Source organism: Cupriavidus sp. H19C3 (assembly GCF_049393815.1).
Classification (GTDB): Bacteria; Pseudomonadota; Gammaproteobacteria; order Burkholderiales; family Burkholderiaceae; genus Cupriavidus.
In genome coordinates this window covers 1,545,344-1,560,181 of sequence record NZ_CP184985.1, presented here as the reverse complement: position 1 = coordinate 1,560,181, position 14,838 = coordinate 1,545,344, and the positions used below count along the sequence as shown (strand labels likewise).

The window sequence follows — 14,838 nt, the reverse complement described above, 5'->3', positions numbered from 1 at the left end:
ACGGCACGAGGTCAGCCGCCGATATAGGACATCTCGATCTTGCGCTCCGCGCGCGCCTCGCGCACGGCGGGATTGCTGCGCTGTTCCGAGTAATTGTCGGCGCGGCCGCGCCAGACCTCGGCGATCGCATTGGCGATGGCAAGGTCGTCATGGCCGCCGCGCAGCAGCGCGCGCAGATCGTAGCCTTCGGTGGCGAACAGGCACAGGTAGAGCTTGCCTTCGGTGGAGAGGCGGAGGCGGCTGCAGTCGCCGCAGAACGCATGCGTGACGCTCGAGATCACGCCGATCTCGCCGCCACCGTCGCGGTAGCGCCAGCGTTCGGCGGTCTCGCCCGTGTAGTTGGCCGGCACCATCTCCAGCGGAAACTCCGCGTCGATGCGGCGCACGACCTCGGCCGACGGCAGCACATCGTGCATCTGCCAGTGATTGCTGGCGCCGACGTCCATGAACTCGATAAAGCGCACGATGATGCCACTGCCGCGGAAATGACGCGCCATCGGCACGATCTCCGCGTCGTTGGTGCCGCGCTTGACCACCATGTTGACCTTGAGCGGGGCCAGGCCCACGGACTGCGCCACCTCGATGCCGTCGAGCACGTCGCGCACCGCGAAATCCACGTCGTTCATGCGGCGGAAAGTGGCATCGTCGATGGCGTCGAGGCTCACGCTCACGCGCGTGAGGCCGGCATCGCGCAGCGCCCGTGCCTTGCGCGCGAGCAGTGACGCATTGGTGGTCAGTGTGAGGTCGAGCGGCTTGCCCGAGACGGTCTCGATGCGCGCCAGCATCTCGACCAGCTTTTCGATGTTCTTGCGCAGCAGCGGTTCGCCGCCGGTCAGGCGAATCTTCTCGACGCCCTGGGCGACAAACAGCCGCGCCGCGCGCTCGATTTCCTCGAAGCTGAGCAGATCCGAATGCGGCAGGAACGTGTAGTCCTTGTCGAACACTTCCTTGGGCATGCAATAGATGCAGCGGAAGTTGCAACGGTCGGTCACCGAAATGCGCAGGTCGTGGAGCATACGGCCGCGCGTGTCCGTCACCAGCCCGGTGGGCGGCACCAGCGTGGCGGGAATGCTCGGCACCATCGATCGATATCGATGGTCGCGCAGGTCGAGGATCGGGATGACAGTGTCGGTCATGGACTCGGGGGCAGGGGCGACGGTGTTGCCACCGCTCTGGCTGCCATTCTAGCCGGAACCCGCGCGGCACCGGGCGCGCGGTGGCGTACACATGGGGATTGTCTGGAGGAGTACAGTCGGGCCCTCAACAAAAAGGGACGGCTGAGCCGTCCCTTTTTTCGTCCGCAAGACCGGTTCCGGCACCGCCCGCCCGTGAACTGCTGCGGGCGGGGCTGCCGTCATGGCCTTACTGCTGTTGCTGTTGCTGCTGCGTGGCCATGTCGCGCTGGTTGCCACCGGTCTCGACGAGAATCATCGGACCCTGGGGCAGCGGCGGCAGCGGCTTGCGCTCGCGCGGCACCCGCGGGGCCGGCGCGATCCGCGCGGCGGCTTCCTGGGCGACACGGTGCTTGTCGCTGTCCGTATGGACCCACTGCAGGCCAGCCTGCGCCAGCATCGGCTCCAGCGTGGCAACCGTCAGGCCGGCCGTCGCAGGCGCCGGAGCCGCCACCGGTGCCACCGGGGTTGCCGGGGCCGCGGTGATGGCCGGGGTGGCCGGGGCGGCAGCCACCGTCGGAGCCACCGTCGGAGCCACCGTCGGAGCCACTGTCGGAGCCACCGGCGCAGTCGGCGCCGCCACGGGCGTCTCCGCAGGGGTGGCCACCGGCGTCACCGGGGCTTCCGGCGCGGCGCGCACCGGCTCGGGCGCGGCATAGCTCGCCGTCACAGGTTCCACTTCCGGCGTGACCGGGGCAAACACGGGCGCCGGGGCCGGTGCCGCTACCACGGGTTCCGCCGCGATCGGCGCAGCCGGTGCCGGCGCCACCACGGCCACCGCGGTTTCGGCGGACGGCACCAGCGGCGCGGCAGCTTCGACCAGATCGGACTCCGATTCGGTCACGCCTGCCGCCACTTCGGCGAGGTTGCCGACGTTATCGCCGTCGGCGCCTTGTGCCTCGTCGCGCTCGCGGCGATAGCGGTTGCGGCCGCGACGATTGCGGCGACGGCGCTCTTCGCCTTCACCTGCTTCGCCACCCACGGTTTCCAGGCCTTCGGCGCGCTCGGCGCCGTCCTGCAGTTCCGTGGCCGGTGCGGCCTGGATGGCTTCGAACGCGGTCTGCGGCGCCAGTTGGGCCACAGCTGCGTCTTCCGCTGCGAGCGGTGCTTCCGCCAGATCGGCGTCGCGCGTTTCACCGCGCTCGCGTTGGCGGTCGCGCTGACGTTCGCGGCGCTCCTGGTTGCGTTCCTGATTACGCTCGCGACGACCACCTTCCTGGCGCGCATCGCCGCGCTCGCCTGCGGCGACTTCCGCCTGGCGGGCTACGGCCGGTGCGGCCTGGCCTTCGCGCGGGGCGCGGGCCGGACGCTCGGCACGCTGTTCGCCGCGCGGCTCCTTCTCGCCGCGCTCGGCGCGTTCTCCGCGCGGGGCGCGGCCCTCGCGGCCCTCACGCCCCTCACGCCCCTCACGGCCTTCACGCCCCTCACGGCCTTCACGACCCTCGCGGCCTTCACGACCCTCGCGACCCTCACCGCGCTGGGCACGCTCGCCATTGCGGCCACGGCCCTCGCCACGCTGGCCGCGCTCGCCACGCTCACGGCGGCCCTCGCCACGGCCTTCCCGGCCCTCGCGACCCTCACGCGCTTCGCGTGCCGGTGCTTCGCCACCCGCACGCGCCGTCTCCACGGCGGGCGCGGCCGGACGGGCACCGAACAGGCCCTTCAGCCAGGCCATGAAGCCACCGCTGGCCACCGGCTGGGTGGCCGGCACCGGCCGCGCGACCGGGGCCTCCGGACGCGGCGCGCGCTCGGGGCGCGGCACCGACACCGGCGCCGGCGCGTCGGGCGTGATGCCCTTGACGGCGGCTTCCTGGCGCGGACGCGCATCTTCCTTCTTGCGGCTGCTGTAGCTGGTATCGGCCTCCAGTTCCTTGGCCGCGGCTTCCGCCATGCGATAGCTGGCGGTCGACTCCTCGAGGCGCGGATCGTCGTGACGCAGGCGCTCGAGCTTGTAGTGCGGGGTCTCCAGGTGCTTGTTGGGGATCAGCAGCACGTTGACCTTGAAGCGCAGCTCGATCAGGTTGATCTCCTGACGCTTCTCGTTCAGCAGGAAGGCCGCCACTTCCACCGGCACCTGGCAATGGATCGCCGCGGTGTTCTCCTTCATCGCCTCTTCCTGGATGATGCGGAGCACTTGCAGCGCGGACGATTCGGTATCGCGAATATGGCCCGTGCCATTGCAGCGCGGGCAGGTAATGTGCGAGCCCTCGGACAGCGACGGGCGCAGGCGCTGGCGCGACAGCTCCATCAGGCCGAAGCGGCTGATCTTGCCCATCTGCACGCGTGCGCGGTCATGGCGCAGCGCGTCCTTGAGGCGCGTTTCCACGTCCTTCTGGGCCTTGCCGGACTCCATGTCGATGAAGTCGATCACGATCAGGCCGCCCAGGTCGCGCAGGCGCAGCTGGCGGGCGATTTCGTCGGCCGCTTCGAGGTTGGTGCGCAGCGCGGTTTCCTCGATGTCGGCGCCCTTGGTCGCGCGCGCCGAGTTCACGTCCACCGAGACCAGCGCCTCGGTATGGTCGATCACGATGGCGCCGCCGGACGGCAGCATCACCATGCGCGAGTACGCGGACTCGATCTGGTGTTCGATCTGGAAGCGCGAGAAGAGCGGCACGTCGTCGCGGTACTTCTTGACGCGGCTCATGTTGTCGGGCATCACCACGCTCATGAAGGCGCGGGCCTGCTCGTAGATCTCGTCGGTATCGATCAGGATTTCGCCGATGTCCGGCTGGAAGTAGTCGCGGATCGCGCGGATCACGAGGCTCGATTCCAGGTAGATCAGCAGCGGGGCCTTGTTGTCGCCGGCGGCGCCGTCGATGGCCTTCCACAGTTGCAGCAGGTAGTTCAGGTCCCACTGCAGTTCCTCGGCCGCGCGGCCGATGCCCGCGGTGCGGGCGATGATGCTCATGCCGTCCGGCACGTTCAGCTGCGCCATGGTTTCGCGCAGTTCCTGGCGGTCTTCGCCTTCGATGCGGCGCGACACGCCGCCCCCGCGGGGGTTGTTCGGCATCAGCACGAGGTAGCGGCCGGCCAGCGAGATGAACGTGGTCAGGGCCGCGCCCTTGTTGCCGCGCTCTTCCTTCTCGACCTGGACGATCAGTTCCTGGCCCTCGTGCAGCGCGTCCTGGATGCGGGCGTTGCGCACGTCCACGCCTTCCTTGAAGAAAGCGCGCGCGACTTCCTTGAACGGCAGGAAGCCATGGCGCTCCTCGCCGTAATTGACGAAGCACGCCTCGAGCGAGGGCTCGATGCGGGTGATGACACCCTTGTAAATATTGCCTTTGCGCTGTTCGCGCCCGGCGGTTTCGATGTCGATGTCGATCAGTTTCTGTCCATCGACAATCGCGACGCGCAACTCCTCCTGTTGCGTCGCGTTGAACAGCATGCGTTTCATCGCAATACCTCACTCCAGTGTCGCGCATGGCCAGTGGCCGGCTGCGCGACGATCCATGGAGCACGCGAGGAAAGAGAGCGGTGGGCGGGAGAATTGCCGGAGTCGCTGGCCGCATGTCGTGGCGAATCGTTCGCGACAGCGGCCGGGCGGGGCACGGGTGAGGAGAGAGTCGTTGACGTCGAGGCAGTCGTCCGCTGGTCCGCTGGTCGGGAAGGGCGCCAAAAAGCCCTGCTCCAGAAGCGGCGACCGGCGAACTCCCGGGTACCGGAGGCGATGCGGCCGGCGCGGCATGCTCATGCATCGATGGGCATCCGTGCCTCGCACCGCGGCCGGCCGGGCGGCCAGGACGCGTCAAAGAGCAAGTTTTTCGGACACGGCAGGCGCGACCGATGCCAACCCGACTTCTCCCTGGGGCGCGCTGGCTGCTTCTTGGAGTTCTGCGACCGGCGCCGGAGTACTAGCCGGAACCACATGTCCGGCATGACAAGTCAGTTGGCAGGCTCACCTGCCGGCCGGCACCGGATTCCCGGTGCAGGCGGTCTTCTCTCACCATTTGCGGATGCCACACGGCATCCGCATCCAAATTCTGATCTACCTGAAAGCTCTGTTCCCACGTGCCCGCCGTCGTTGCCGAAGCCGCCTGCGGGCGACTTCCTGCGCGCCGGCGTGGCGCGTGCGTGCTGCTGATACCGTCATTTGCCCTTCCGGCCTGCGCGGGGTACGCGATACAGGCGGGACGGGCCGGGCTGGCGGCAACCCGAAGTGTAAAATGCGGAAATTCGCGCGAATACTGTGGGCAATACCACTGCGTTACTGATGGGCAATACCATTGCCATCCCCGCGCCAAATATCCTCTACACCTTTACACAAAGGCCTTGCGTTGCCAGCCAGTTGCCGGCAACAGCCGGGAAATTATATTGAAAATGAATGAGTTACGCCATCAAATTGAAAAGGAGCCGCGATCCACGGCAAGTGGGCTCCAGGTGGCGTACGTCACGATCGACGAAAGTGCCGAAGGCCAGCGTATCGATAACTTTCTGCTGAAGGTGTCGCGGGGCGTTCCCAAGAGCCATATTTATCGGGTACTGCGCTCCGGCGAGGTGCGCGTGAACAAGGGTCGCATAGACGCTACCTATCGATTGCAGATCGGCGATATTGTCCGCATTCCGCCGATGCGCGTGGCCGAGAAGGCCTCGCCCGCCGAGGCCCCGCCCGCGGAATTCCCGATCCTGTTCGAGGACGCGCACCTGCTGATCATCGACAAGCCCGCCGGCGTGGCGGTCCACGGCGGCTCGGGGGTGGCGTTCGGCGTGATCGAGCAGTTGCGCCGCGCGCGCCCGCAGCTCAAGTTCCTGGAGCTCGTGCACCGTCTCGACCGCGAGACATCCGGGGTGCTGGTGCTGGCCAAAAAGCGCTCGGCGCTGGTGCATCTGCACGAGCAGATCCGCGGCAATGGCATGGACAAGCGCTACTTTGCCTGCGTGGCCGGGGAATTCGCCAACCAGCGCCAGCATGTAAAGCTGCCGCTGTTCAAGTACAGCACGCCGGAGGGCGAACGCCGCGTGCGGGTGCAGGCCGACGGGCTCGCCTCCCATACGGTGTTCAACCGGGTGCAGGCATTTACGGGCTTCACCTTGCTCGAAGCCGAGCTCAAGACTGGCCGCACGCATCAGATCCGGGTGCACCTGTCCCATTCCGGTTACCCGATCGTGGGCGACGACAAGTACGGCGACTTCGCGCTCAACAAGGCGCTTGCCCGCAGCGGCGCGCGGCCCGGCATCAAGCGCATGTTCCTGCACGCACACCGGCTCACGCTTACGCACCCTGGCACCGGCGAGCCGCTCACGGTGTCCGCGCCGTTGCCCGCCGAATGTGTCGATTTTCTGCAACAATTGCGGGGGTCGGACGCGGTGGCCTGATGCCTTGCGGCACCCCGCGTCTCCCTATCCTCAAGGACCCTCATGGCCCGGCAGCGCTTTGACCTGATCGTGTTTGACTGGGATGGAACCCTCATGGATTCCACCCCGACCATTGCCAAGTGCATCCAGATGGCCAGCCGCGACCTCGGCCTGCCCGTTCCCGACGATAGTGCCGCCAGCCATGTGATCGGGCTCGGACTCAAGGACGCGCTGTCCTATGCCGTGCCCACGCTGGACCCGGCCGACTATCCGCGCCTGGCCGAGCGCTATCGTTACCATTTCCTGACCCGCGACGCCGATCTCGTGCTGTTCCAGGGTGTGCGCGACATGCTGGAGGCCCTGCGTGCCGAGCACTATTTCCTGGGCGTGGCGACGGGCAAGACCCGCGTCGGCCTGGAGCGAGCGCTGGCCGCCACCGGCCTCGGCCAGCTGTTCGATGCCACGCGTTGTGCCGACGAGACCTTTTCCAAGCCGCACCCGGCCATGCTGCACGAACTCACGCGTGAACTCGGCCAGGGCGTCGAGCGCACGGTCATGGTCGGTGATACCACGCACGACCTGCAGATGGCGGTCAACGCGGGCGCGCATGGCCTTGGCGTTTGCTATGGCGCGCATCCGGCCGACTCGCTGCGGGCCATGGCACCGGTGCATTGCGCCACGTCCATCGCCGACCTCCACGAGTGGCTGCTGACCCATGCCTGAAACCAGTGCGGCACGGCGGCTCTGCGCGTCCGGCGATCTCGTGGACGGCGGCATCGGCGTGCGCTTCACGGTCGCGCTGGAGGCGCGCGAGATCGGCGCGTTCGTGGTGCGCTACGACGGCGCCGCGCATGGCTACCTCAATCGCTGCGCCCACGTGCCCATGGAGATGGACTGGCAGGAGGGCCAGTTTTTCGACAGCGCGGGCCTATACTTGATGTGCGCGACACATGGCGCGGTTTACGCGCCTGACACCGGCCTCTGCGTGGGCGGCCCTTGCCGGGGCGCCTCCCTGGCCAAACTCCGGATCGAGGAACGCGACGGCGCCGTCTACTGGCTGCCGGAACCCCCTTTTTTACCGCCCGAAGGTCAGTGAAATACGGGCGTCAGTCTGAACCCAACGAGTCCATTGCATGACAGAACAGCAAAAACCGCCTGGTGAACCGGGTTCCCCCGAAGCGTCGGGCAAGCCAGGGGCGAGCCCCGACGAGGCGCAGCGCCTCGATGTGGCGCGCGAGGCCGAGTTTCCGCTCGACCACGAGTTGCGTGCCGGTGATGAGGCCGCCCGCCGCGAGGCCGAAGCCCGGCGCGCGCGCATGGCCGGCGGCAGCGGGGCGGCGCCGGTCGGCGCGGACGGCGCCCGCTGGGAGCGCGATGTGCTCGAGCGCGTGCTGATGGCCACGCTGCGCGAACAACGGGCGGCACGGCGCTGGCGCATCTTCTTCCGTCTGGTCGGGCTTGGCATCCTGGCGCTGATCCTGTTCGCGGTTTTCGACTTCAAGGGCGACGGCGCGCTCAGCACGTCCGGCCGCCATACCGCGATGGTGTCGCTCGACGGCGAGATCGCCGCCGGCACGCCGGCCAGCGCGGAGTCGATCAATGCATCGCTGCAGGCGGCATTCGCCGATACCAACGCGGCGGGCGTGATCCTCAAGATCAACTCTCCGGGCGGCTCGCCGGTGCAGGCCGGCATCATCAACGACGAAATCCACCGGCTGCGCACCCTCTATCCGGGCAAGCCGTTCTATGTAGTGGTGGAGGAAATCTGCGCGTCCGGTGGCTACTACGTGGCCGCGGCGGCCGACAAGATCTACGTGGACAAGGCCAGCATCGTCGGCTCCATCGGCGTGCTGATGGACGGCTTTGGCTTTACCGGCCTCATGGACAAGCTCGGCATCGAGCGCCGGCTATACACCGCGGGCGCCAACAAGGGCATGCTCGATCCGTTCTCGCCGCAGGTGCCGCGCCAGAAGGCATATGCCGAGTCGATGCTCAAGGAAATCCATCAGCAGTTCATCAACGTAGTGAAGGAAGGGCGCGGCGACCGGCTCAAGGACGATCCCGAGCTGTTCTCGGGCCTGTTCTGGTCGGGCGAGCGTGCCGTTGAGCTGGGGCTGGCCGACGGCATGGGCAGCGCCGACTACGTGGCGCGCGATCTCTTCAAGGCCGAGGACATCGTCGACTACACCGTCAAGGAAAACATCGCCGAGCGCGTGGCCAAGCGCTTTGGCGCGGCCATGGGCACCGCGGCGATGAAGACCATGATCTGGAGCGGGCGCTTCGGCGTACGCTGACGCGCCCCGCGCTCAGGCAGCCAGCAGCGAGAAGATGGCCGGCCGCTTGTGCAACGCCAGCCGCTCCGGCGTCCACGCCGAGAGCGGCAACGTGACGATGGTTTCGGTGGGCAGCGTGAGGTCAACCGCCACCGACAGCAGCGTGGTACCGGCGCAATGCTGGCGCAGCGCATCGAGCAGGGCGCCGTTGCGGTAGGGCGTTTCGATCCACACCTGGGTTTGCCGGTCCTTGCGCGAACGGGCTTCCAGTTCGCGCAGTCGGCGCGCGCGCTCGTCGGGATCGACCGGCAGATAGCCGTTGAACGCGAAGCTCTGGCCATTCAGGCCGGAGCCCATGACCGCCAGCAGGATAGAGCTTGGACCGACCAGCGGTCGTACCGGTACGCCGCGGCCGTGCGCCAGGCGCACCAGGTCGGCGCCGGGGTCCGCCACGGCCGGCACGCCCGCTTCCGATAGCAGTCCCCCATCGCGCCCCGCCACGATCGGGTCGAGCAGCGCGCCGAGCGCGGCGGCCGGGGTATTCACATTGAGCTCGCGGATCTCGATCTCCTGGATCGGGCGTGCCAGCGGGCAGGTTGCGCCGAGCTTCTTGAGAAACGCGCGCGCGGTCTTGGCGTTTTCCGCTACGAGGTAATCGAGTCGTGCCGCAATCTGCTGCACTCCGGCCGGAATCACGTCGGGCAGCGGGTCGTGCTCGTCGCGCTTGCCGAGCGTATTGGGAATCAGATAGAGCGTGCCGGCCATGTTCAATCCGTCAGCAAAGGGTACCCGGCCGCGCGCAGCATGCCGGTCAGCGCGATCAGCGGCAGGCCGATCAACGCGGTGGGGTCGTCGGATTCGACGCGCGCGAGCAGCGCGATGCCAAGTCCCTCGACCTTGGCGCTGCCCGCCACGTCATAAGGGGTCTCCGCCCGCAGGTAGGCGTCCAGGTCGGCATCGGGCAGGTCGCGGAAGGTCACGCGCGTCTGCACGTCGGCGAGCTGGGCGGTGCCGCTGCGCCCGTCGAGCAGGCACAGTGCCGAGTGAAATGTGACCGTACGGCCACGCATGCGCTGCAGTTGCGCCAGTGCCCGCGCGTGTGTGCCGGGTTTGCCCAGCTGGGCGCCGTCGAGCGTGCAGACCTGGTCCGAGCCGATCACCAGCGCGCCCGGGTGGCGCGCGCCGATAGCTTCCGCCTTGAGGCGCGACAGTCGCAGCGCGGTGGCCTCGGGGGCCTCGCCTTGCTGTGGCGTTTCGTCGATGGCGGGCACGGCCACGTCGAACGGCAGGCGCAGCCGCGCCAGCAGCTCGCGGCGGTAAGGAGAACTCGACCCCAGGATCAGGGGCGGCCGGGAGGCATGTGACATATCGATAACTGTCTGAGGCGAAAGAGGATTTGAGGCGGTAAACTTTGCCGCCGGGGAAAAACCACCGTATAATCGCGCGTTTAGCCGCCAGGGCACATGCTTGCCTGGTTTGCGTTCCAGGCGTTCCAGGCATTCCCGGTGTTCGTACGTTGATCGACGGAACGAAAAAGAAGGAACCAGGAACCGAAAGGCGGCGGCCTCCAGCGACATCCACATCATGAGCCAGCCGACTTCGCCCAGCGTGGCGTTCGACCTGCGCGAAACCGATCTTTTCGCGTTCTGCCGCAAGGGCGGCAGTGTGGCGGGAGAGGTGGCGGTGCGCGATTTGCCGCGCATCATAGCCGAGACCGCCGAGGGCGCGCCAGATAGCGCGGCGGACGAGACCTTCCGCTACACGGTGGCAGGCTTCATGCGCGAAGAGGCGGTGGAGCCCGGCGCGCCGGTAGTGCAGCGCCTGTTTCTCGATGTGACGGTCGCGGGGCGCGTGTGGCTCGACTGCCAGCGTTGCCTCGAGGTCTATGCCGAGCCGATCGGGACCGGGATGCGTTTCGAGGTGCTGGCGAGCGAGGAAGCGGCCGACGCCGCGCCGATGGACGACGATGAAGTGGACGTGATCGTCGGATCGCGCCGGTTCTCGGTCCTGGAGTTGATTGAAGACGAGGTGTTGCTGGCGTTGCCGGCGGCACCCAAGCACGTTGTATGTCCGTCCGTGCACGAGTCGCTCGTGACCGGCGCGGATGGCGAGGTGGAGCCCGAGGCGCCGCCCGAGGAAGAAAAGCGGCCATCGCCCTTTGCGGCGCTGGCTGGTCTCAAGACGACCAGGCATTGATGCCGGCGCGCTGGGCGTGCCGCGCAGGGCTTGAGCGTATTGAGGGAGCGGGCGCCTGGCGCCTGACAAGTTGAAGCATCCGGCCGGGCCCCGGCTACGCCTTGTGCAGGATGCGTTGTGTTAATATCGCAAAATTCTCGAAGGAGTCATCATGGCTGTTCAACAGAACAAGAAGTCGCCGTCCAAGCGCGGCATGCACCGTTCGCACGACCATCTGTCGGTTGCGCCCCTGGCGGTCGAGCCGACCACCGGCGAAGCGCATCTGCGTCACCACGTGAGCCCGAACGGCTACTACCGTGGTCGCAAGGTCATCAAGACCAAGAACGACTGACCAGGTCGTCCGGCGTGACCCAGAGTCTCGCTCGCGCACGTTGTCAGGTATGAAACAGGAAAGCGGCAAGCTCGTTGCCGCTTTTTTGTTGGGCGCTCGGGTATCATCCCGCCCGCGCCGGTACCGCAACGTATTCGCGCGTCCGGCTGGTAGCGTCCCCGCGAAACGCCAGGCTGCCGATCCGCAGCCGGTGTTAGAGTGCGGTGGATGCCGGCGCGTATTCCGTACCAGGGAACAATGACGATCAAGCTCGCCATCGACTGCATGGGCGGCGATCACGGCGTGTCCGTGACGGTGCCCGCAGCGATCAGTTTTCTATCCCGCCACGACGATGCCGAGATGGTGCTGGTGGGGCTGCCCGATGCCATCGAGGCCCAGCTGAAGACGCTGCATGCCGTTGGCCATCCGCGCGTCAGCATCGTCGCCGCAACCGAGGTCATCACGATGGATGACCCGGTGGAGGTGGCGCTGCGCAAGAAAAAGAATTCCTCGATGCGCGTGGCTGTCACGCAGGTCAAGGAAGGCCATGCGGACGCGTGCGTATCGGCCGGCAATACCGGGGCGCTGATGGCGGTCTCCCGCTATGTGCTCAAGACGCTTGACGGCATCGAGCGCCCGGCCATCGCCACCACTATTCCCAACGAGAAGGGCTGGGGCACCACGGTGCTCGACCTCGGCGCCAATGCCGACTGCGAGCCCGGACACCTGCTGCAGTTTGCCCGCATGGCCGAAGCCATGGTGGCTGTGGTGGATCACAAGGACCACCCGACCGTCGGCCTGCTCAATATCGGCGAGGAAGTGATCAAGGGCAACGAGGTGGTCAAGGCCGCCGGCGAGCTGCTACGCGCTTCGGAGCTGAATTTCTACGGCAACGTCGAGGGTAACGACATCTTCAAGGGCACCACCGATATCGTGGTGTGCGATGGCTTTGTCGGTAACGTGGCGCTCAAGAGTTCCGAGGGGCTGGCCAAGATGATCGGCAGCCTGATCAAGGAGGAGTTCACGCGCTCCTGGTTCACCAAGCTGCTTGCGGCGCTGGCCATGCCGGTGCTCAAGCGCCTGGCCCGGCGCCTGGATCCGGCGCGCCACAATGGCGCGTCCTTGCTGGGCCTGCGTGGGCTGGTGATCAAGAGCCACGGCTCGGCCGACGCCCGCTCTTTTGAGTGGGCGATCAAACGCGGGTATGATGCCGCCAGTAACGGCGTCGTCGAGCGCATCGCAAAGGCCTTCGCCAACAAGTCGGGTGGCGCCTCGGGTGGCACCTCGGGTGGCACCTCGGGTGGCACTTCAGGTGGGACCCCAGGTGGCACTCCGGGTGGCACTCCAGGTGGCACTCCCGGCAACGCATCGGGAACCCTCCCGGGTGGCCCCGAGGCTTCCGCGGGTGGCCCGGCGACCGACGCTTCCGATCCCCATTCCAACAAGCATGCCGCCTGACACGGCACCAGGAGATCCGGCCGGAGATCGCGCCCGGCCGCGGGCGGTGTCACGGTCCACACGATCCGATTCATACATGACCAAGTACGCAAAAATCATCGGTACGGGGAGCTACCTGCCTCCGCGGCGCGTGACCAATCACGAGCTGGCCGCGCAACTGGCGGAGAAGGGTATCGAAACGAGCGACGAGTGGATTGTCACGCGTAGCGGTATCTCGGCGCGCCACTGGGCCGAGCCCGATGTCACGAGCAGCGACCTCGCCGTCAAGGCGGCCGAGCGTGCGCTCGAGGCGGCCGGCATCGACCGCCAGGACATCGACATGATCGTGGTGGCCACGTCGACGCCGGACTTCGTGTTCCCGAGCACCGCGTGCATCGTGCAGAACAAGCTTGGCATCACCAACCATTGCGCCGCGTTCGACCTGCAGGCCGTGTGCTCGGGTTTCGTGTACGCGCTGGCCACGGCGGACAAGTTCATCCGCAGCGGCTCGCATCGCAATGTGCTGGTGATCGGCACCGAGGTGTTCTCGCGCATTCTCGACTTCAACGACCGCACCACCTGCGTGCTGTTTGGCGATGGCGCCGGCGCGGTGGTGCTGACGGCTTCCGACGAGCCCGGCATCCTGTCCACGGCGATGCATGCCGATGGCAGCCACGTCGATATCCTGTGCGTGCCGGGCAATCTCTCGGGCGGCAACATTACCGGCAACCCGTTCCTGCACATGGACGGCCAGGCCGTATTCAAGCTCGCGGTGAACGTGCTCGACAAGGTCGCGCGCGAAGCCATCGGCGCTGCCGAGATGGTGCCGGGCGACATCGACTGGCTGATCCCGCATCAGGCGAACATCCGCATCATGCAGGGCACGGCAAAGAAGCTGGGGATGACGAACGATCGTATGGTTGCCACCGTGCACGAGCACGGCAATACTTCGGCCGCGTCGATTCCGCTCGCGCTCGACGAGGCGGTGCGCGATGGCCGCATCCGCCCGGGCCAGACCGTGCTGATGGAAGGCGTTGGCGGTGGCTTTACGTGGGGCGCGGTCCTGCTGCGCATGTAAGATGCGGTCCGCGCCGCGCGGACGCGCGGCGCCAGCCAGTGGATCCCGCTCACTGAGATCTCAAGGATAGAATCACCGATGACATTCGCATTCGTATTTCCCGGCCAGGGCTCGCAGTCGGTCGGCATGCTCAACGCGTTTGCCGATAATGCGGTCGTGCGATCGACGCTCGAGGAAGCGTCCAGCGCGCTCGGCCAGGATATCGGCCGTCTGATCGCCGAAGGTCCCGCCGAAGAACTCAACCTGACCACCAACACGCAGCCGGTGATGCTGACCGCCGCCGTGGCGGTGTACCGCGCCTGGATCGATGCGGGCGGCCCGCGGCCGTCGCTGGTGGCCGGTCACAGCCTGGGCGAATACTCGGCGCTGGTCGCGGCGGGCGTGATTCCGTTTGCCGATGCGGTGCCGCTGGTGCGCTTTCGCGCGCAGGCCATGCAGGAAGCGGTGCCGGTGGGCGAGGGCGGCATGGCGGCGATTCTCGGCCTGTCCGACGACGATGTGCGTGCGGCGTGTGCCGAGGCCGCATCGGCCGGCGTGGTCGAGGCCGTCAATTTCAACGCCCCATTGCAGGTAGTGATCGCCGGACACAAGGGCGCGGTGGAACGCGCATGCGAAATAGCCAAGACCAAAGGCGCCAAGCGCGCGCTGCCGCTGCCGGTGTCGGCGCCATTCCATTCGTCGCTGCTCAAGCCCGCGTCGGATCGCCTCAAGGGGCGCATGGCCGGCCTGACCTTTGCCGCGCCGCAAATTCCGCTGGTGAACAACGTTGACGTTGCCATCGTCAGCGATCCCGCCCAGATCAAGGATGCGCTGGTCCGCCAGGCGGCCGCGCCGGTGCGCTGGGTCGAGTGCGTGCAGAAGATCGCCGCCGAGGGTGTTACCCACGTGATCGAATGCGGTCCGGGCAAGGTCCTGGCCGGCATGACCAAGCGCATCGACGGCAATCTCGTGGGCGGCGCCATCTTCGATCCGGCGTCGCTGCAGGAAACGCTGGCGCTGCTGCGCTGACGCGGCGCGGCAGCGTCGATCGAAGCAAAACAACGCGAACCTTCGCATAGAGCACAGATAGAGCAACGCAAT

At 67.1% G+C, this 14,838-nt stretch carries 13 protein-coding genes; 9 read left to right on the top strand and 4 right to left on the bottom strand.

Annotated elements, in window-relative coordinates:
- Positions 1-11 precede the first annotated feature (11 nt).
- Both moaA and DFLDMN_RS07080 read right to left on the bottom strand, forming a co-directional pair.
- Complete coding sequence (gene moaA, locus DFLDMN_RS07085) at positions 12-1,136, bottom strand: GTP 3',8-cyclase MoaA (protein WP_423197759.1); 1,125 nt, start codon at positions 1,134-1,136, stop codon at positions 12-14.
- Between the two features lie 226 nt (positions 1,137-1,362).
- Complete coding sequence (locus tag DFLDMN_RS07080) at positions 1,363-4,566, bottom strand: Rne/Rng family ribonuclease (RefSeq protein ID WP_423197758.1); 3,204 nt, start codon at positions 4,564-4,566, stop codon at positions 1,363-1,365.
- 923 nt (positions 4,567-5,489) lie between these two features.
- On the opposite strand from DFLDMN_RS07080, the gene DFLDMN_RS07075 reads away from it, so the two are divergent.
- The 4 genes from DFLDMN_RS07075 to DFLDMN_RS07060 are packed head-to-tail and all read left to right on the top strand — an operon-like array spanning position 5,490 to position 8,758.
- Positions 5,490-6,485 (top strand): RluA family pseudouridine synthase, encoded by a 996-nt coding sequence (locus tag DFLDMN_RS07075; RefSeq protein WP_423198344.1) that lies wholly within the window; start codon positions 5,490-5,492, stop codon positions 6,483-6,485.
- A 42-nt stretch (positions 6,486-6,527) separates the two neighbouring features.
- Complete coding sequence (locus tag DFLDMN_RS07070; RefSeq protein ID WP_423197757.1) at positions 6,528-7,187, top strand: HAD-IA family hydrolase; 660 nt, start codon at positions 6,528-6,530, stop codon at positions 7,185-7,187.
- Complete coding sequence (locus DFLDMN_RS07065; RefSeq protein ID WP_423197756.1) at positions 7,180-7,560, top strand: Rieske (2Fe-2S) protein; 381 nt, start codon at positions 7,180-7,182, stop codon at positions 7,558-7,560. Before DFLDMN_RS07070 ends, DFLDMN_RS07065 begins: the two co-directional genes overlap by 8 nt.
- A gap of 37 nt (positions 7,561-7,597) precedes the next feature.
- Positions 7,598-8,758 carry a S49 family peptidase gene (locus DFLDMN_RS07060; protein ID WP_423197755.1) on the top strand — a complete coding sequence of 387 codons (1,161 nt, stop codon included), beginning with the start codon at positions 7,598-7,600 and terminating at the stop codon, positions 8,756-8,758.
- 12 nt (positions 8,759-8,770) lie between these two features.
- Here the strand turns inward: DFLDMN_RS07060 and DFLDMN_RS07055 are convergent, their stop codons facing one another.
- Both DFLDMN_RS07055 and DFLDMN_RS07050 read right to left on the bottom strand, forming a co-directional pair.
- Entirely contained in the window at positions 8,771-9,502 is a 732-nt protein-coding gene (locus DFLDMN_RS07055; RefSeq protein WP_423197754.1) for an SAM-dependent methyltransferase, read from the bottom strand.
- A 2-nt stretch (positions 9,503-9,504) separates the two neighbouring features.
- Positions 9,505-10,104: a Maf-like protein gene (locus tag DFLDMN_RS07050; RefSeq protein ID WP_423197753.1), complete on the bottom strand. Its 600-nt coding sequence runs from the start codon at positions 10,102-10,104 to the stop codon at positions 9,505-9,507.
- A 217-nt stretch (positions 10,105-10,321) separates the two neighbouring features.
- Between DFLDMN_RS07050 and DFLDMN_RS07045 the strand changes: the two genes are divergently transcribed.
- The 5 genes from DFLDMN_RS07045 (at position 10,322) to fabD (ending at position 14,766) form a co-directional block, all read left to right on the top strand.
- Positions 10,322-10,933, top strand: coding sequence for a YceD family protein (locus DFLDMN_RS07045; RefSeq protein WP_423197752.1), 612 nt, complete (start codon positions 10,322-10,324; stop codon positions 10,931-10,933).
- 151 nt (positions 10,934-11,084) lie between these two features.
- On the top strand, positions 11,085-11,264 hold the full coding sequence (gene rpmF, locus DFLDMN_RS07040; protein ID WP_423197751.1) for a 50S ribosomal protein L32: 180 nt from the start codon (positions 11,085-11,087) through the stop codon (positions 11,262-11,264).
- Positions 11,265-11,501: 237 nt separating this feature from the next.
- Entirely contained in the window at positions 11,502-12,701 is a 1,200-nt protein-coding gene (gene plsX / locus DFLDMN_RS07035; RefSeq protein ID WP_423197750.1) for a phosphate acyltransferase PlsX, read from the top strand.
- Positions 12,702-12,777: 76 nt separating this feature from the next.
- Positions 12,778-13,758 carry a beta-ketoacyl-ACP synthase III gene (locus tag DFLDMN_RS07030; RefSeq protein WP_423197749.1) on the top strand — a complete coding sequence of 327 codons (981 nt, stop codon included), beginning with the start codon at positions 12,778-12,780 and terminating at the stop codon, positions 13,756-13,758.
- Positions 13,759-13,836: 78 nt separating this feature from the next.
- The gene (fabD, locus tag DFLDMN_RS07025) at positions 13,837-14,766 is read left to right on the top strand and encodes an ACP S-malonyltransferase (protein WP_423197748.1); all 930 of its coding nucleotides are present in this window, start codon (positions 13,837-13,839) and stop codon (positions 14,764-14,766) included.
- Positions 14,767-14,838 lie beyond the last annotated feature (72 nt).

What these genes read in the sequence shown, in the direction of transcription:
- DFLDMN_RS07055 (WP_423197754.1), bottom strand. Translation starts at nt 9,502, where the DNA reads ATGGCCGGCACGCTCTATCTGATTCCCAATACGCTCGGCAAGCGCGAC.
- DFLDMN_RS07030 (WP_423197749.1), top strand. Translation starts at nt 12,778, where the DNA reads ATGACCAAGTACGCAAAAATCATCGGTACGGGGAGCTACCTGCCTCCG.
- fabD (WP_423197748.1), top strand. Translation starts at nt 13,837, where the DNA reads ATGACATTCGCATTCGTATTTCCCGGCCAGGGCTCGCAGTCGGTCGGC.
- moaA (WP_423197759.1), bottom strand. Translation starts at nt 1,136, where the DNA reads ATGACCGACACTGTCATCCCGATCCTCGACCTGCGCGACCATCGATAT.
- DFLDMN_RS07080 (WP_423197758.1), bottom strand. Translation starts at nt 4,566, where the DNA reads ATGAAACGCATGCTGTTCAACGCGACGCAACAGGAGGAGTTGCGCGTC.
- plsX (WP_423197750.1), top strand. Translation starts at nt 11,502, where the DNA reads ATGACGATCAAGCTCGCCATCGACTGCATGGGCGGCGATCACGGCGTG.
- DFLDMN_RS07075 (WP_423198344.1), top strand. Translation starts at nt 5,490, where the DNA reads ATGAATGAGTTACGCCATCAAATTGAAAAGGAGCCGCGATCCACGGCA.
- DFLDMN_RS07060 (WP_423197755.1), top strand. Translation starts at nt 7,598, where the DNA reads ATGACAGAACAGCAAAAACCGCCTGGTGAACCGGGTTCCCCCGAAGCG.
- DFLDMN_RS07050 (WP_423197753.1), bottom strand. Translation starts at nt 10,104, where the DNA reads ATGTCACATGCCTCCCGGCCGCCCCTGATCCTGGGGTCGAGTTCTCCT.
- DFLDMN_RS07045 (WP_423197752.1), top strand. Translation starts at nt 10,322, where the DNA reads ATGAGCCAGCCGACTTCGCCCAGCGTGGCGTTCGACCTGCGCGAAACC.
- DFLDMN_RS07070 (WP_423197757.1), top strand. Translation starts at nt 6,528, where the DNA reads ATGGCCCGGCAGCGCTTTGACCTGATCGTGTTTGACTGGGATGGAACC.
- rpmF (WP_423197751.1), top strand. Translation starts at nt 11,085, where the DNA reads ATGGCTGTTCAACAGAACAAGAAGTCGCCGTCCAAGCGCGGCATGCAC.
- DFLDMN_RS07065 (WP_423197756.1), top strand. Translation starts at nt 7,180, where the DNA reads ATGCCTGAAACCAGTGCGGCACGGCGGCTCTGCGCGTCCGGCGATCTC.